Genomic DNA, 15,906 nt, shown 5'->3' with positions numbered 1-15,906 from the left:
CGAAGGTGGCGATGATCAGGATGTCGCCCGGGGCGGCGCGGCGGGCCGCCGAACCATTGACGGAGATGACGCCCGATCCGCGTTCGGCGCGGATGGCATAGGTGGTGAAACGCTCGCCATTGTTTACGTTCCAGATGTCGATCTGTTCGTATTCCTTGATGTTCGCCGCTTCAAGCAGGTCTTCATCGATGGCGCAGGAACCCTCGTAGTGCAGGTCGGCGTGGGTTGCCGTGACGCGATGCAACTTGGATTTCAGCATTGTTCTCTGCATGGTTTCACTCATCCAGATAGTTGGGGGAAGCGAATTGTAGCGACTAATACGTCACTGTCAACGCGTGTAATTATGAATGACGCGGGCTCGTCAAACCTCAGCGTTATCAATGAGTCGCGTGGTTCCCAGTCGGCTGGCGGCAAGCACCACCAGCGGGGCGTCTACGCCTTTCGGCATAGCCAGGTCGGCCTGTTGCCGCACTGCAACATAGTCGGTCTTCCAGCCCGCTGCGGTCAACTCGGCAATGGCGGCATTTTCCAGTTTGACGGTGTCGGTTTCGCCGGCCCGGATGGCGGCGCGGATGTTGTTGAGCAAACGGTGCAGGCGCGGCGCTTCGGCGCGCTCACTTGCGCTCAGGTAGCCGTTACGTGACGAGAGCGCCAGGCCGTCTTCGGCGCGCACCGTTTCACCGCCGATGATGGCGATCGGCAAGGCCAACTGGCGGGTCATGTTGCGGATGACCATGAGCTGCTGATAATCCTTCTTGCCGAAGACGGCGGCCTGCGGCTGGACGATGTTGAACAGCTTGAGGACGACGGTGGCGACGCCACGGAAATGGCCGGGGCGGAATTCGCCGTCGAGGATGTTCTGGATGGCCGGCGGCTCGACCGTGTATTCCTGCGCTTCCGGGTAGAGATCGGCTTCGGTCGGGGCGAACAGGACATCGACGCCGGCCGCGGCGAGCTTGGCGCAGTCGGCCTGGAAAGTGCGCGGATATTTGTCGAAATCCTCGTTCGGACCGAATTGCAGGCGATTGACGAAGATGGAGGCGACGACGGTGTCGCCGTGGGCCCGGGCCTGTTCCATCAGGCTGATGTGGCCGGCGTGGAGGTTGCCCATGGTCGGCACGAAAACGACGCGGTCGCGCCCCTTGAGCGCTGCACGCAGGTCGGCGATGGCGGAATGGATTTGCATGTTCGGGTATCGGGGATAGAAGTTGAAACGCAGAGGCGCTGAGGCGCGGAGAGCTTCAAAAGCAGGTTTTCTCCGCGTCTCTGCGCCTCTGCGTCTGGAATTTAAGCAGCGTAAGTGTGTTCGGGGCCGGGGTAGCTGCCGTCCTTGACGGCGGCAACGGCGCGGCAGGCGGCGTCGGCGATGCTGCTGGCGCCGTCCATGAAGTTCTTGACGAACTTGGCCTTTTTGCCGGGCGGGATGTCGAAGGCGTCGTGCAGCACCATGACTTGGCCGGAGCAGTCCTTGCCGGCACCGATGCCGATGGTGATGATGTGCAGGCTGGCGGTGACTTCCGCCGCCAGCACAGCGGGAATGGCTTCGAGGACGATCATCGTGGCGCCGGCATCCTGCACGGCCAACGCGTCGTCCTTGAGCTTTTGCGCGGCGGCTTCACCTTTGCCCTGGACCTTGTAGCCGCCTAGGGCATGCACCGATTGCGGCGTCAGGCCGACGTGGCCGCAGACCGGAATGCCACGGTCAACCAGAAATTTGACCGTTTTTGCCATTTCCTGGCCGCCTTCGAGCTTGACCATCTGGGCGCCGGCCGCCATTAGGGTGACGGCGTTGCGGAAGGCTTGTTCCGGCGATTCCTGATAGCTGCCGAAAGGCATGTCGGCGATGATGAAAGCGTGCTCGGCACCGCGTTTGACGCAGGCGGTGTGGTAGGCGATGTCGGCGACGGTGACGGGCAGCGTCGTGTCGTGGCCCTGGATGACGTTGCCCAGCGAATCGCCGATCAGGATCGAATCGACCCCGGCGCCATCGAGCAGGCGGGCGAAGCTGGCGTCGTAGGCGGTGAACATGACCACTTTCTCGCCGGCTTGATAAAGCCTGGCGAGATCGGCCTGGGTCAGGCGGCGGGTGATGGTTTGAGCGGACATGATGGTTTTTACGCCCTGAAGACGAAATAGACGGCGCCTAGGATACACAGAGCCGCCCACAAGTAGTCAAGCTTGAGCGGCTGGTTCATGTAAAAGACAACGAAGGGAACGAAGACGGCCAGGGTGATGACTTCCTGCAGGATCTTGAGCTGGCCGAGGCTGAGTTCGGTATTGCCGATGCGGTTGGCTGGCACCTGCAGCAGGTATTCGAACAGCGCGATGCCCCACGAAAGCAGCGCGGCGATCCACCATGGTTTGTCGTTGAGGTGCTTGAGGTGCGAATACCAGGCGAAGGTCATGAAGACGTTCGACAGGGCCAGCAGCATCACCGTCTGCCAGAGTACGGGGATGTGGAAGCCAAAAACGCTCATAGCCGGACGATGCCCTGATTGGCGACGGCCGGCAGCCAGGCGGCGACGGTGCCGCGGCCGGGGATGGCGAGTCGCGGTGCGATTTCAGCCAGCGGCTGGAGGACGAAGGCGCGCAGGTGCAGGCGCGGGTGGGGCAGGATCAGGCGCGGCAAGTCGACAAACTGGTCGTTGTAGAGCAGCAGGTCGAGGTCGAGCGTGCGCGGGCCGTTCTTTTCGGCGCGGCGGCGGCCGAAGCGTTGCTCGATGTCAAACAGCGCATCGAGCAAGGCTTCCGGCGCCAGGGCGGTTTCCAGTTCGGCCACCGCATTGACGAATTCCGGCTGATCGGTAAGCCCGACCGGCGCTGTCCTGTAGAGGGAAGAGCCATGGGCGACGCGGCTTTCCGGCAGGTTGGCCAGGGCCGCGAAGGCGGCCAGCACGGTAGCCGCCGGGTCGCCGAGGTTGGCGCCCAGTGCGACGTAGGCGGTGTTCATTCGACGGCTGGTTTTTTCTTGCGCCGGCGGCGTTTCTTGTCGCCGGCCTGTTCCGGCAGCAACATTTCGGCGCGTTCTTCGCCGTCGACTTTCTGAAAGCGCGTCCACCAGTCGGCCAGTTCCATGTCAACTTCGCCGGATTCGGCGCGCAGGACGAGGAAATCGTAACCCGCCCGAAAGCGCGGTTGTTCGAGCAGGGCGTAGGGACGCTTGCCGGCGCGCGCTTCGAAGCGCGGCTGGAGGGCCCAGATGTCCTTGATGTCGCCGGCGATGCGCCGCGTGATGGCGAGCTTTTCGCCCTGCACGTCGAGCACCGTGTCCATCGCCTGGTAGAGCGCCGGAATCTTGGCTTCGCCCTTGGCCTTGAGCTTTTCCCAGTGGCCCAGCACTTCGTGCCAGAGCAGGGTGGCGAACAGGAAGCCGGGCGAGACCCCCTTTTCCTGGCGGATGCGGTCGTCGGTATTTTTCAGCGAGAGCATGACGAATTTCTCGCCCATCGGCTGTTCAAGAATGACGTCGAGCAGCGGTAACAGGCCGTGGTGCAGCCCTTCGTGGCGCAACTGGGTGATGCATTTGACCGAATGCCCTGAGGTCAGCAGCTTGAGCATTTCGTCGAAGAGGCGGGCGGCTGGCACGTTTTCGAGCAGGGCCGCCATTTCGCGGATCGGCTTGCTGGCTTCCGGGTCGATCATTAGGCCGAGCTTGGCGGCGAGGCGGACGGCGCGCAGCATGCGCACCGGGTCTTCGCGGTAGCGGGCGCGCGGCTCGCCGATCATGCGCAGGGTTTTCTGCTTGAGGTCGCCGACGCCGTGGTGGTAGTCGATGACCGCTTCGCTGGCCGGGTCGTAATACAGCGCGTTGGCCGTGAAGTCGCGGCGGGCGGCGTCGTCGGCGTGGCTGCCGAAAACGTTGTCGTGGAGCACACGGCCGTGTTCGTCGGTCTTCGTTTTTTCGTCGAGCATGCCGCGGAAGGTGGTCACTTCCAGCGTTTCCTGACCCATCATGACGTGCACGATCTGGAAGCGGCGGCCGATGATGCGCGAGCGGCGGAAGGCGCGGCGGACTTCTTCCGGCGTGGCGTCGGTGGCGATGTCGAAATCCTTGGGCACGGCCCCGATCAGCAGGTCGCGCACGGCGCCGCCGACGACGTAAGCCTTGAAGCCGTGGCCCTGCAGGGTTTCGCAGACGCGCCGGCTGCCGCTGCTGATGCGGTCGCGGGTGATGCCATGGCTGGAGACGGGGATGACGGCCGGTTCGTGGCGACTGGCTTTGGGTTTCTTGCCGCTGAAGACGCGGGAGATGAGTTTGCGGATCACGTATTACCGTTCAATGAGCGTTCTGGACGCTGCGGGAAAAGGCGGATTCTACCGCAAAGTGATGATTTTCCAGCCCATTTGACTGGCATGCGCGTGCAGCTTTTCATCAGGATCGACGGCCACCGGCGTGCTGACCTTGGCCATCAGCGGCAGGTCGTTGTGCGAGTCGCTGTAGAAACAACTGCCGGCAAAGCTGCCCCACCACAGGCCGAGCGATTCGAGCCAGCTTTCAACCCGTTCGATCTTGCCTTCGCGGAAGGAGGGGGTGCCACTGGTCAATCCGGAAAATCGGCCATTTTCCGGGTTGACCGTGGGAATGGTGCCGATCAGGTGCGGAATGCCGAATTCACGGGCGATGGCGCCGGTGACGAAGCTGTTGGTGGCGGTGACGATGGCGCACAGGTCGCCCGCGTCGAGATGCTGGTTGACCAGCGCGCGGGCCGGCTGGCCGATGATCGGCAGGATGTGGCGGGCCATGTATTCGCCATGCCAGGCGTCAAGTTCTGCGCGTGCGTGGCGGGTCAGCGGGGCGAGCTGGAAATTCAGGAATTCGTAAATGTCGAGCGTGCCGGCCTTGTATTGCTCGTAGAACTGGAGATTCCTGGTTTCCTGTAGCGCGCGGTCGACGACGCCTTTGCTGATCAGGAATTGCGCCCATTCGAAATCGGAGTCGCCGCTGAGCAGGGTGTTGTCGAGGTCGAAGAGGGCAAGGTTCATGGGCTTGAGGGCAAGTTTTGATTGGTCGGTAGTTTACCGGGGGCGGCGCAATTCGTTGAGCAGATCGAGCTGGACTTCCTGGATTTCGATCATGCGCTCCCATTGGTGGGAGAGCAGGTGGTCGATTTTTTCGTGCAGCTGGCGGATTTCCAGCTCGGCCTTGAGATTGACCTGGTAGTCGTTGCGGGCGCGCAGGCGGTCTTTCGCCTCCTGCCGGTTCTGGCTCATCATGATCACCGGCGCCTGGACAGCGGCCAGGCAGGAAAGCACGAGATTGAGCAGGATGAACGGGAAGGGATCGACCGGGCGAAAGTACAGAACCAGCGAGTTGATCATGATCCAGGCGACGATGAACAGGCCGAAGAGGATCAGGAAGGTCCAGCTGCCGCCGAAGGTGGCGATGCGGTCGGCCAGGCGTTCGCCGAGATTCCATTTTTCGGCGTACTCGCTTTCGATGTCGGCGGCCAGCGTCTGGTGGGTTTGCAGGCTGTGCAGAACCTCGTGTTCCAGTTCCGACAGCTCGCCCTTTTCGGACACCAGCAGGGCGTGGATGTATTGCCCGCGATAGCGCGCCAGGTCCGGCTGACAAATGCTGCTGACGGGCGACCAATCGGGGTGCTCGGCCCGGATGGCGTTGGCGATGTTGGCACGGATCAGCGGTGCGGCGATCAGTTCGCGCGCCGGGAAGGTGTTGCCGCAGACTTGGCAGGTGCCGGTGGTTGACTTGGTGTGACTCACGCGCGCTCCCTATCGTGGCGTTGCGTACAGGGTAACCGTTGGCTCGCCATCAGCCCTGCGGCGATTGCAGCAGTTCGCGGAGCAGGGGCAGGGTGACAGCGCGCTTTTGTTCCAGCGTGTACTGGTCGAGGGCGACGATGATGGTCGATAGCGTGCGCATGTCGCGCGGGGCGTGGCGCATCAGGTAGTCGATGAGTTCCGGCGTCAGCTTGAGGGCGCGCTCTTTGGCCTGGCTGGCCAGCGCTTCGGCCTTTTCGGCGTCGGAGAGCGGCTGCAGCCGGCAGATCAGGCCGGAGCCGAGGCGGGTGCGCAGGTCTTCGCGCAGCGTGAGATGGGCTGGCGGCTGTGCGCTTGCGGTCAACAGCATGCCAGCGCCCATTTTCAGGCGATTGAAGTGGTTGAAGAGGGCGATCTGGCCGGATTCTTCGAGGTATTCAACGTGATCGACGGCCAGTTGCTCCGTTGTCGGCGCGCTTTTCAGGGTCGGGTCGAGGGCCGCGTCGGCGTAGGCAAAGCCGCTCGCCTGGAGCAAATGCGAGCATCCCGAGCCGGCTTCACCCCACAGGCAGAACGAGGTGTCGGTGCGCGTTCCGGCCAGCCATTCGGTGAGCAGGGCCAGGGTTTCGACGTTGCCGCCAGGAACGAAGTTATCGAGCGTCGGCGAGCTTTCGGGCAGCAAATCGAGAATCAGCTGGCGCATCGGGATGGCGAATGGGAATGGGGGCGAAATTCTAGCATCGCTCCCGACGCTGGCGCCGATTTAGACTGCTGCCGGCGTTCTGGTCCGCTGATTTTCTTGACCGGTCGTTTATACCGAGGCGCGGGCCAGGATGGCCGAGAGCTGAGGGTAATAGCCGGTTCGGCTGATCATGATGTGGTATTCCATGTCGAGCGATTCGGCCGCGTTGCGGGCCGCTGGAGAGCGGCTGAGCAGGTCCGGGAAGGTCTCCGCCGCATCGATCACGGTAAAGATGGTCGTCAGCAGGCGAGCGCATGCCTGGTAATAAGCCGGATCCAGTCGAACGAATTTGGCACCGTTGTCGCAGGCATCCAGGTAGGCGGCCGCTGTCGTCGAGGTTTCGGCAAGCGACCTGATCTGGCTGGGGCTTAAATCGGTCATGGCGCATCTCCTTCGGTAAGTCTCTACGGGAAAATTAACTCCGTAAATTCATTAACGTCAGGAAATGCTTCACGTTTAGCGAAATAACATCCTGAAACATCTTGCTACAGGGCGCCTACAAACCGCGCTTAGTGCCAGCTGACCAGCCCGTAGTTTTTCTTGCCCCGGCGCAGGATGGTGAAACGGCCGTAGAAGCGCTCGTTGTCGGCGATCTGGTGGTCCAGCGCTTCGCCCTTGTTGCCGTTGATGGCGACGCTGCCGCTCTGGATGAAACTGCGCGCTTCGGATTTCGACTTGGCCAGGCCGGCGGCGACCAGGGCATCAATCAGGCTGGCGTTGGCCTTGTCCAGCTGCACGCCGGGCATGCCGTCCTGGGCCAGTTGTTCGAGGTCGTTTTCAGTCAAATTTTCCAGTTGACCGTGGAACAGGCTGTCGGTGATGCGGCGGGCGGCCATCAGGGCGACTTCGCCGTGCACCAGGCGGGTCGCTTCCTCGGCCAGGATGCGCTGGGCTTCCGGCTTGCCACCGCTGGCCTGGTCGGTCGTTTCGATCTCGTTGATACGGTCGACCGGCAAAAAGGTGAAGAATTTGAGGAACTTGTAGACGTCGGCGTCGCTGGTGTTGAGCCAGAACTGGTAGAAGGCGTAGGGCGAGGTCTTTTTCGGGTCGAGCCAGATGGCGCCGGATTCGGTCTTGCCGAACTTGGTGCCGTCGGCCTTGGTGATCAGCGGTACGGTCAGGCCGAAGACGTGCTGCTGATGCAGGCGGCGCGTCAGGTCGGTGCCGGCGACGATATTGCCCCACTGGTCGGAACCGCCGATCTGCAGGACGCAGCCGTAGCGCTTGTTGAGCTCGGCGAAGTCGTAGCCCTGGAGCAGGCTGTACGAGAATTCGGTGTAGGAAATGCCCTGGTCTTCGCGCTGCAGACGTTGCTGCACGGACTCTTTCTTGATCATGGCATTGACCGAGAAATGCTTGCCGATGTCGCGCATGAATTCGAGGCAGTTCATGGCGCCGAACCAGTCGTAGTTGTTGGCCATGATGGCGGCGTTGGCACCGTCGAACTGGAGGAAGGGGGCGACCTGGCCGCGGATCTTGTCGACCCAGCTGGCGATGACGTCCGGCGTGTTGAGCTTGCGCTCGGTGGCCTTGAAGCTCGGGTCACCGATCATGCCGGTGGCGCCGCCGACCAGCGCGATCGGCTTATGGCCGGCTTCCTGAAAGCGTTTGAGGATGAGCACGGGGACCAGGTGTCCGAGGTGCAGGCTGTCCGCCGTCGGGTCGAAACCGCAATAAAGCGTTACCGATTCCGCCGTCAGTAGTTTGTCGAGCGCCGCCGCGTCGGTGATCTGGGCGATCAGGCCGCGATCGTGCAGATCCTGAATGAGGGGGGAATGGGTCATTGCGTTTTCTCCACGGAACAGCGCCGCCGGCGCCGGAAATTCGAACCCGCGATTTTAGCAGAGCGGCCGGCGGTCTTTTCGGGGGCAGCGCGCGATTTGAAATTTGGCCGTTTTTTCCGGTTGACCGTGGGAATGCAGTTTTTTCCTCAAATCGCCGGAATGGCGAGGCCGCTCGGCCGGTTAGGGGAGCTTGGCGGTTTCGGGTAAAATCGCCGTTTTTTCCAGCAGCCTTTGCTGCCCCTTGGCGCCTAAAGACCATGACCCAGAACACTTCCCTCTCCTACCGTGATGCCGGCGTCGATATCGATGCGGGCGATGCCCTCGTCGAACGTATCAAGCCGCTGGCCCGCAAGACCTTGCGCGACGGCGTGCTCGGCGGCATCGGCGGTTTTGGCGCGTTGTTCGAAGTGCCCAAGCGCTACCAGGAGCCGGTGCTGGTGTCCGGTACCGATGGCGTCGGCACCAAGCTGCGCCTGGCGTTTGATCTGAATCGTCACGACACGGTGGGCCAGGATCTGGTCGCCATGAGCGTCAATGACATCCTGGTGCTCGGTGCCGAGTCGCTGTTCTTCCTCGACTACTTTGCCTGCGGCAAGCTCGATGTCGATACCGCTGCCGCCGTTGTCGGCGGTATTGCCAAGGGCTGCGAACTGGCCGGCTGCGCGCTGATCGGTGGCGAAACGGCTGAAATGCCGGGCATGTATCCGGCTGGTGAATATGATCTGGCCGGTTTCGCCGTCGGCGTCGTTGAAAAATCGAAAGCCATCGACGGCAAGGCTTCGATTGCGCCGGGCGATGTGGTGCTTGGCCTGGCTTCCTCGGGCGCCCACTCCAACGGCTACTCGCTGGTGCGCAAGATCATCGAGCGTTCGAAGCCGGACATGAACGCCAAGTTTGATGGCGAGCGGACTTTGGCCGACGTCGTCATGGCGCCGACCCGCATCTACGTCAAGCCGGTGCTGGCGACGATGCAAAAGGTGACGATCAAGGGCATGGCCCACATCACTGGCGGCGGCTTGCTCGAAAACGTGCCGCGCGTGCTGCCGGACAACACCGTGGCCGAGCTGGAAAAGGCGGCCTGGCCGCGTCCGAAGCTGTTCGACTGGATGCAGGCCGAAGGCAAGGTCGCCGAAAACGAAATGCACCGCGTCTTCAACTGCGGTATCGGTCTGGTCATCGTCGTTGCCGCGGCGGATGCCGATGCCGCCATGGCCGAACTCAAGGCGCAGGGCGAAGCGGTTTATCGCATCGGCCAGATTCGGGCGCGTTCCGGTGACGAAGCGCAGACCGTTGTGGTCTAAATCGCCGTTGCGGGTCGCCGCGCTGGTCTGCGGCCTGTTCTTGCTGAATGCCGCGTCGCCGGTCTGGGCGGCGCGCCAGAAGCCGCCGCACCAGGCGGCTGCCTCGAAACACCACAAGAAGTCGGTGCGCGGCACCGCGCACCATGGTGCATCCGCCCCCGAATTCGGCCCGGCCGACCTGGTCGAGGACGGCGCTCCCGGCCTGCGCGGTCACGCCAGTTTTTACGGCAAGGCCTTTCACGGGCGCCCGACGGCGACCGGCGAACGTTTCGATGCCCGGCAATTTAGCGCTGCCAGCAATCGCTTTCCGCTCGGCACCCGGCTCGCCGTTCGACGGGGGGACAACGAGCGTTGCGCCATCGTCAAGGTCAATGACCGGATGCACCCGAAACACCGCAAACGCATCATCGACGTCTCGCGCAGCGTGGCGGAATACCTCGACATGGTTCGCGCCGGCGTCGTTGTCGTCACGGTCGCGCCGTTGAAAAAGGGTTGGCAGGAAGCCGGCGCCGGCGCCTGTCACGCCGCTTTCGCGCCGGAAGTCGCGGTGGCCTGTGCGGCCTGCGGTCAACCGTCAAAATTGCCTGAATTCCAGCCCGGCAGCGGTGGCTGATTTCTTTCTGCGATTTTGGCCAGTTCGTTACAATTCCAGCTATTGCTGACTGCCCGGTCAGTTCGACCTTTTGCCGAATGCCATGAACAAAAATACCCGTTTCGGAATCATCGCCATCGCGTTGGCCGGTCTGGCTGGTTTGGGTTATTGGGCCTACACCGCCCACCGCGCGCCGCTGGCCGGACCTGCGGCGCCGGCCGCCAGCAGTGCGCCGGCCAGCTTTCCGACGGCGGTGGAGGTGGCCCGGGTGATGGCGAGCGATTTTGCCGATGACGTGGCCGCCGTCGGTACGCTGAAATCGAACGAATCCGTTGTCCTGCGGCCGGAAACGGCCGGGCGCGTGGCCTCGATCGGTTTCAAGGATGGCGCCATTGTGGCCAAGGGCACGGTGCTCGTTGTTTTCGATGCGGCGATCCAGGATGCCGAATTGCTCCAGGCGCGGGCCAATCTGGCGCTGGCCAAAAGCAGCTACGAGCGCAATTTCGAGCTGGTCGGCAAGAAATTCCTGAGCCAGCAGGCACTCGACAGCTCGGCGGCGACGCTCAAGGTCCAGGAGGCTGCCGTTCAACTGGCCGAGGCGAAGGCCGCCAAGATGCGCATCAAGGCACCGTTCACCGGCATGGTCGGCCTGCGCAATGTGAGCGTTGGCGATTACCTCAAGGACGGCCAGGATCTCATCAACATCGAGGATGTCGCCACGCTGCGCGTCGATTTCAAATTGCCGGAAAATTATCTCGGCCGGATCGGCAAGGGCCAGAGCGTCGAGGTGGTGACTGACGCCTTGCCGAGCGAGCGCTTCAAAGCGGTGCTCGATGCCATCGACCCGCTGGTCGACGAGAACGGCCGCTCGATTTCGGCCCGCGCCCGGCTCGACAACGCCAAGGGCAAGCTGCGGCCCGGCATGTTCGTGCGTGTCCGTCTGCTCTTCGGCGAGCGCCAGGCGGTGCTCATGGTGCCCGAACAGGCCATCGTGCCCGGCGGGCAGCCGGCGGTGTTCAAGGTCGTCGACGGCAAGGCCAGCCTGGTCAAGGTCAAGCTCGGGGTGCGGCGGGCGGCGCAGGTTGAAGTCGTCGAAGGACTGGCTGCCGGCGATCTGGTCGTCACGGCCGGCCAGTTGAAACTGCGCGACGGCGCCGCCGTGCGTCCGGTCGGCGAAGGGGCGCCGCAGCCAGCCCCAGCCGGGACGGCGGCCGGCAAATGAAAGTTTCGGAGATCTGCATCAAGCGGCCGGTCTTCGCGACCGTGCTGTCGCTCGTCATCATGCTGCTCGGCATCGTTTCCTACACTCGGCTGCCGGTGCGCGAGTATCCGAAGATCGATGAGCCTGTCGTCACGGTCAACACGAATTATCGCGGCGCCTCGGCCGACATCATCGAGTCGCAGGTGACCAAGCCGCTTGAGGATTCTCTGGCCGGGATCGAAGGCGTGGAGGTGATCACCTCCATTTCGCGGGCCGAGAACAGCCAGATTTCAGTTCGTTTCAAACTGGAACGGGCGCCCGATTCGGCTGCCTCCGATGTCCGCGACCGGGTTTCCCGCGTTCGTAACAAACTGCCGGATGAGGTCGACGAGCCGGTCATTGCCAAGGTCGAGGCCGATGCCAATCCGGTGATCTGGATCGCCTTTTCATCCGATAAGCATTCGGCGCTGGAAGTCACCGATGTCGCCACGCGCATCGTCAAGCCGCGCCTGCAGACCTTGCCCGGCGCGGCCGATGTGCGGGTTTTCGGCGACCGTAAATTTGCCATGCGCATCTGGCTCGACAAGCAGCGGCTGGCTGGCTATCAGCTGACCCCGGCCGATGTCGAAGATGCCCTGCGCAAGCAGAACGTCGAGGTGCCGGCCGGGCGCATCGAAAGCCGCGAGCGCGAGTTTTCCGTGGTGGCCAACACCGACCTCAAGACGCCAGAGGAGTTCGGTGCCGTCGTCGTCAAGACGGTAAACGGCTACCCGATCCGCATCAGCGATCTCGGCCGGGTCGAGATCGGCGCCGCATCGGAGCGCAGCGCCGTGCGCTTCAAGGGCCGTTCGGCCGTGGCGCTTGGCGTCATCAAGCAGGCGACGGCCAATCCGCTCGAATTGTCGAAAGCGCTACGCGCCGAGGTGCCGAAAATCACTCGCGAGCTGCCGGAGGGCATGAGCGCCAACCTGTCCTACGATTCGTCGGTGTTCATCGAGCGCTCGATCGAATCGGTCTTCAAGACCATCGGCGAGGCGATCCTGCTCGTCCTGGCGATCATTTTCTTCTTCCTGCGCAATCTGCGGGCGACGCTGATTCCCCTGGTCACCATCCCGGTATCGCTGATCGGCGCCTTCGGCATCATGTTCGCGCTCGGCTTCACGATCAACACGCTGACCCTGCTCGCGCTGGTCCTGGCCATCGGCCTCGTCGTCGATGACGCCATCGTCATGCTGGAGAACATCTTCCGTCACATCGAGGCGGGCATGCCCCGCCTGCAGGCGGCGCTGCAGGGTTCCAAGGAAATCGGCTTCGCCGTGGTCGCCATGACCCTGACCCTGGCCGCGGTCTATGCCCCGGTGGCCTTCATGACCGGGCGCACCGGCAAGTTGTTCATCGAATTCGCCCTGACCCTGGCCGGCGCCGTGCTCGTTTCCGGCTTCGTCGCGCTGACCCTGTCGCCGATGATGTGCTCGGTGCTGCTCAAGCACGAGGAAAAGCATGGCGAGGTCTTCCTGATGGTCGAAGGCTTCCTGAATGGGTTGAATTTTGGCTATAAACGGGCGTTGACCGTCGCATTGAACCGTCGCTGGATCGTCCTCGTCGGTTTCGTTCTGGTTGCCGCCTCCTGCGGCGTCCTGCTCAAGGCGCTGAAGTCCGAACTGGCCCCGGTCGAGGACCGCGGCATCATTTTCGGGATGTTTCTTGGGCCCGAGGGCGCAACGCTCGATTACACCGAAAAGTACGCCCGCCAGATCGAAGGCATCTACAGCCAGACCAAGGATGCCGAACGCTATTTCGTCGTCGCCGGCAACCCGACGGTGAGCCAGGGGATTTCGATCCTTGGCCTGACCGACTGGAAGGAGCGCCGCCGTCGTTCACCGGAAATCGCCAAGGAATTGTTTCCCAAATTTGCCGCCATTCCCGGCGTCATGGCCTTCCCGATCACGCCGCCGTCGCTGGGCCAGAGCCCGCGTGAACGGCCGGTCAATTTTGTCGTCGTGACCGCTGCGCCCTACGAGGAATTGCAGAAGGTGACCGGCGAGATCCTCGCCGAAGTGGCGAAGAATCCATCGTTAACCAACGTCGATACCGACCTCAAGCTCAACAAGCCCGAGCTGTCGGTCAACGTCAAACGCGACAAGGCGGCCGATCTGGGCGTGCCGGTCGAAACCATCGGCCGGACGCTGGAAACCTTCCTCGGCGGCCGGCAGGTGACGCGTTTCAAGCGTGACGGCGAACAGTACGACGTGATCGTCCAGGTCGCCGAAGTCGAGCGCCGCAATCCCGAGGATATCCGCGACATCTACGTGCGCGGCCGCGACGGCAGCATGATTTCGCTGGAAAACCTGGTCGATGTGAAAGAGACGATCAGCCCGCGCGAACTCAACCATTTCGGCCAGCGCCGCGCCGTAACGATCACCGCCAACCTGGCGCCGGGCTACACGCTGGGTGAGGCGCTGACTTTCATGGATGGCGTCGCCGAACGGGTGCTCAAGCCGGGCTACGCCGCCGACTACAACGGCCAGTCACGTGAATTCCGCCAATCGTCGTCGTCGCTGGCCTTCACTTTCGGCCTCGCGCTGGCTTTCATTTACCTCGTGCTGGCCGCCCAATTTGAGAGCTTCCGCGACCCCTTCATCATCATGCTGACCGTGCCGCTGTCGATGGCCGGCGCGCTGCTCGCTCTCTGGCTGAGCGGCGGCACACTCAACGTTTACAGCCAGATCGGCCTGGTCACGCTGGTCGGTCTGATTACCAAGCACGGCATCCTGATCGTCGAATTCGCCAACCAGTTGCAGGAAAAAGGCATGGCGCTCAAGGTGGCGGTCATCGAGTCGGCCTTCCTGCGCCTCCGGCCGATTCTCATGACGACTGGCGCCATGGTGCTCGGCGCCGTGCCGCTGGCCTTCAGCACCGGGGCGGGGGCGGAATCGCGGCAGCAGATCGGCTGGGTCATCGTCGGTGGCTTGCTACTCGGCACCTTGTTCACGCTGTTCGTCGTGCCGACGGTGTATTCCCTGCTGGTGGCCCGCAAGGCGCCGGCCGAGGCCTGAGCTGCCGGCGGCGGTGCCTGGCCTTGCTCAGCCCCGCCCGGTCGACCGGACTTTCTGTTTTTGGGCTTTTTTTGCCGTTGACCGTAGCGATGCCGCGGCGCCGCTTCAGGCGGCAGCGAGGAAGCTCGCCGTCCGCTCGGCGATCTGCTCGGCCAGCGCCGGGTCGAGGCAGTCGAAATGCTCGGCCTCGAAGGAGTTGGTCAGCCAGGTGATCTGGCGCTTGGCGAGTTGGCGCGTCGCGAAAATTCCACGATCGCGCAGTTCATTGCGTGGCAGGGTGCCGTCCTGCACCTCCCAGGTCTGCCGGTAGCCAACGCAGCGCATCGACGGCAGATTGAGGCTCAGCGCGTATTTCCGGCGCAGCATACGCAGCTCGTCATCGAGCCCGGCCAGCAGCATTTCGTCGAAACGGCGGGCGATGCGATCGTGCAGTACCGTGCGGTCGGAGGGCAGCAGGCCGATCGAGAGCAGCTCGTAGGGTGGCTTCTGCTTTTCGCTCTCGGCCAGCAGTTCGGACATCGGTCGACCGGTCAGCCGGCAGATTTCCAGGGCGCGTTGCAGGCGCTGGCTGTCGGTCGTGTGCAGGCGGGCGGCGGTCGCCGGGTCGAGCCGCGCCAGTTTGGCATGCATGGCCGGCCAGCCCTCGGCTGCGGCCTCGGCATCGATTTCGGCACGTAGCGCAGCGTCGGCCTGCGGCAGGTCGGCCAGGCCGTGCAGCAGGGCGCGGAAATAGAGCATCGTGCCGCCAACCAGCACGGGCACCTTGCCAGCCTTGGTGATGTCATCCATCGCGGCCAGCGCATCGGCGCGAAAGCGGGCCGCCGAATAGCTTTCTTCCGGCGAGATGAGGTCGATCAGGCGGTGCGGATAGCGGGCCAGTGTGGCGCGGTCAGGCTTGGCCGTGCCGACATCCATGTCGCGGAAAACCTGGGCCGAATCGACGCTGATCAGCTCGACGGGAAAACGGTCGGCCAGCGCCATGGCCACCGCCGTCTTCCCCGACGCGGTCGGACCCATGATCAGGATGGCAGGCGGCAGGCGGGGCGAGGTCATGGCGGCGAATGCTACCACGGCGGTGTCCGTTCATTTCCGGCGTCCTGGAGGGGGCTCGGTCGGGCAGGGCTCGGCGCATCGGATTGAGTGGTTTTGAGTGGATGATGATTTTGCTGTTTCTGGCTATTTTCTCTAAAAATTGGCAATGACTGGACAGCTTTGCCAGCGAGCGGATAATCAGACGTGTTGCGCCACCCGCAGCGGCAAATACAAAACATCAGGAGCATGGAGACAACATGACTACCGATTCTCCCTTTCGCATCAGCCATTCCTGCGCCGGCGAGGCGCGCCAGGCCGCCCGGGAATTTCATGCCGGCGTCAACCAGCCCGACATGGCGATGGTCGTCTTTTTTTGTTCCAGCGACTACGACCTCGATGCGCTGGCCGACGAACTCAATCAGCTATTTGGCAGCGTGCCGTTAATTGGCTGTACCACGGCGGGTGAAATCGGCTCCGCCG

General features: G+C 63.1%; 17 protein-coding genes. 5 read left to right on the top strand and 12 right to left on the bottom strand.

Annotated features, from left to right (window positions below):
- The 11 genes from panD to tyrS form a co-directional block, all read right to left on the bottom strand.
- On the bottom strand, positions 1 to 271 hold a 271-nt coding region (gene panD / locus ADADOO_RS08430; RefSeq protein ID WP_511276670.1), incomplete at its 3' end, for an aspartate 1-decarboxylase.
- 90 nt (positions 272 to 361) lie between these two features.
- Positions 362 to 1,186 carry a pantoate--beta-alanine ligase gene (panC, locus tag ADADOO_RS08425; RefSeq protein ID WP_511276669.1) on the bottom strand — a complete coding sequence of 275 codons (825 nt, stop codon included), beginning with the start codon at positions 1,184 to 1,186 and terminating at the stop codon, positions 362 to 364.
- Between the two features lie 101 nt (positions 1,187 to 1,287).
- Positions 1,288 to 2,106, bottom strand: coding sequence for a 3-methyl-2-oxobutanoate hydroxymethyltransferase (gene panB, locus ADADOO_RS08420; RefSeq protein ID WP_511276667.1), 819 nt, complete (start codon positions 2,104 to 2,106; stop codon positions 1,288 to 1,290).
- Between the two features lie 8 nt (positions 2,107 to 2,114).
- Positions 2,115 to 2,477, bottom strand: coding sequence for a DMT family protein (locus tag ADADOO_RS08415; protein WP_511276665.1), 363 nt, complete (start codon positions 2,475 to 2,477; stop codon positions 2,115 to 2,117).
- The gene (gene folK, locus ADADOO_RS08410; protein WP_511276664.1) at positions 2,474 to 2,950 is read right to left on the bottom strand and encodes a 2-amino-4-hydroxy-6-hydroxymethyldihydropteridine diphosphokinase; all 477 of its coding nucleotides are present in this window, start codon (positions 2,948 to 2,950) and stop codon (positions 2,474 to 2,476) included. The genes ADADOO_RS08415 and folK overlap by 4 nt, the downstream gene beginning before the upstream one ends.
- Positions 2,947 to 4,266 (bottom strand): polynucleotide adenylyltransferase PcnB, encoded by a 1,320-nt coding sequence (gene pcnB / locus ADADOO_RS08405; RefSeq protein WP_511276663.1) that lies wholly within the window; start codon positions 4,264 to 4,266, stop codon positions 2,947 to 2,949. Before pcnB ends, folK begins: the two co-directional genes overlap by 4 nt.
- Positions 4,267 to 4,314: 48 nt before the next feature.
- Positions 4,315 to 4,983, bottom strand: a complete 669-nt coding sequence (locus tag ADADOO_RS08400) for a histidinol-phosphatase (protein WP_511276662.1) — start codon at positions 4,981 to 4,983, stop codon at positions 4,315 to 4,317.
- Between the two features lie 33 nt (positions 4,984 to 5,016).
- Complete coding sequence (locus tag ADADOO_RS08395) at positions 5,017 to 5,721, bottom strand: DUF1003 domain-containing protein (protein WP_511276660.1); 705 nt, start codon at positions 5,719 to 5,721, stop codon at positions 5,017 to 5,019.
- 49 nt (positions 5,722 to 5,770) lie between these two features.
- Complete coding sequence (gene hda / locus ADADOO_RS08390; protein WP_511276658.1) at positions 5,771 to 6,421, bottom strand: DnaA regulatory inactivator Hda; 651 nt, start codon at positions 6,419 to 6,421, stop codon at positions 5,771 to 5,773.
- Between the two features lie 108 nt (positions 6,422 to 6,529).
- Complete coding sequence (locus ADADOO_RS08385; protein WP_511276657.1) at positions 6,530 to 6,841, bottom strand: hypothetical protein; 312 nt, start codon at positions 6,839 to 6,841, stop codon at positions 6,530 to 6,532.
- A 128-nt stretch (positions 6,842 to 6,969) separates the two neighbouring features.
- Positions 6,970 to 8,244 (bottom strand): tyrosine--tRNA ligase, encoded by a 1,275-nt coding sequence (tyrS, locus tag ADADOO_RS08380; protein ID WP_511276656.1) that lies wholly within the window; start codon positions 8,242 to 8,244, stop codon positions 6,970 to 6,972.
- A gap of 257 nt (positions 8,245 to 8,501) precedes the next feature.
- Between tyrS and purM the strand changes: the two genes are divergently transcribed.
- From purM to ADADOO_RS08360, 4 genes are all read left to right on the top strand, one after another.
- Positions 8,502 to 9,545, top strand: coding sequence for a phosphoribosylformylglycinamidine cyclo-ligase (gene purM / locus ADADOO_RS08375; protein ID WP_511276654.1), 1,044 nt, complete (start codon positions 8,502 to 8,504; stop codon positions 9,543 to 9,545).
- Positions 9,535 to 10,158, top strand: coding sequence for a septal ring lytic transglycosylase RlpA family protein (locus ADADOO_RS08370; protein WP_511276652.1), 624 nt, complete (start codon positions 9,535 to 9,537; stop codon positions 10,156 to 10,158). Before purM ends, ADADOO_RS08370 begins: the two co-directional genes overlap by 11 nt.
- 82 nt (positions 10,159 to 10,240) lie before the next feature.
- On the top strand, positions 10,241 to 11,359 hold the full coding sequence (locus tag ADADOO_RS08365) for an efflux RND transporter periplasmic adaptor subunit (protein ID WP_511276650.1): 1,119 nt from the start codon (positions 10,241 to 10,243) through the stop codon (positions 11,357 to 11,359).
- A complete protein-coding gene (locus tag ADADOO_RS08360; protein ID WP_511276648.1) occupies positions 11,356 to 14,394 on the top strand; it encodes an efflux RND transporter permease subunit in 3,039 nt (1,012 codons plus the stop codon). Before ADADOO_RS08365 ends, ADADOO_RS08360 begins: the two co-directional genes overlap by 4 nt.
- A gap of 105 nt (positions 14,395 to 14,499) precedes the next feature.
- Here the strand turns inward: ADADOO_RS08360 and miaA are convergent, their stop codons facing one another.
- The gene (gene miaA / locus ADADOO_RS08355) at positions 14,500 to 15,447 is read right to left on the bottom strand and encodes a tRNA (adenosine(37)-N6)-dimethylallyltransferase MiaA (protein WP_511276672.1); all 948 of its coding nucleotides are present in this window, start codon (positions 15,445 to 15,447) and stop codon (positions 14,500 to 14,502) included.
- Positions 15,448 to 15,683: 236 nt separating this feature from the next.
- Between miaA and ADADOO_RS08350 the strand changes: the two genes are divergently transcribed.
- A partial coding sequence (locus ADADOO_RS08350; RefSeq protein ID WP_511276646.1) for an FIST N-terminal domain-containing protein occupies positions 15,684 to 15,906 on the top strand: 223 nt, incomplete at its 3' end.

This window comes from Azonexus sp. (assembly GCF_036170495.1).
Lineage (GTDB): Bacteria > Pseudomonadota > Gammaproteobacteria > Burkholderiales > Rhodocyclaceae > Azonexus.
The sequence above is the reverse complement of the archived record's forward strand: the minus strand, read 5'-3'. Positions and strand labels throughout refer to the sequence as shown.

Coding starts and splice junctions, on each gene's coding strand:
- miaA (WP_511276672.1), bottom strand. CDS start 15,447: ATGACCTCGCCCCGCCTGCCGCCTGCCATCCTGATCATGGGTCCGACC.
- tyrS (WP_511276656.1), bottom strand. CDS start 8,244: ATGACCCATTCCCCCCTCATTCAGGATCTGCACGATCGCGGCCTGATC.
- panC (WP_511276669.1), bottom strand. CDS start 1,186: ATGCAAATCCATTCCGCCATCGCCGACCTGCGTGCAGCGCTCAAGGGG.
- folK (WP_511276664.1), bottom strand. CDS start 2,950: ATGAACACCGCCTACGTCGCACTGGGCGCCAACCTCGGCGACCCGGCG.
- ADADOO_RS08415 (WP_511276665.1), bottom strand. CDS start 2,477: ATGAGCGTTTTTGGCTTCCACATCCCCGTACTCTGGCAGACGGTGATG.
- hda (WP_511276658.1), bottom strand. CDS start 6,421: ATGCGCCAGCTGATTCTCGATTTGCTGCCCGAAAGCTCGCCGACGCTC.
- ADADOO_RS08385 (WP_511276657.1), bottom strand. CDS start 6,841: ATGACCGATTTAAGCCCCAGCCAGATCAGGTCGCTTGCCGAAACCTCG.
- purM (WP_511276654.1), top strand. CDS start 8,502: ATGACCCAGAACACTTCCCTCTCCTACCGTGATGCCGGCGTCGATATC.
- ADADOO_RS08365 (WP_511276650.1), top strand. CDS start 10,241: ATGAACAAAAATACCCGTTTCGGAATCATCGCCATCGCGTTGGCCGGT.
- panB (WP_511276667.1), bottom strand. CDS start 2,106: ATGTCCGCTCAAACCATCACCCGCCGCCTGACCCAGGCCGATCTCGCC.
- ADADOO_RS08400 (WP_511276662.1), bottom strand. CDS start 4,983: ATGAACCTTGCCCTCTTCGACCTCGACAACACCCTGCTCAGCGGCGAC.
- ADADOO_RS08360 (WP_511276648.1), top strand. CDS start 11,356: ATGAAAGTTTCGGAGATCTGCATCAAGCGGCCGGTCTTCGCGACCGTG.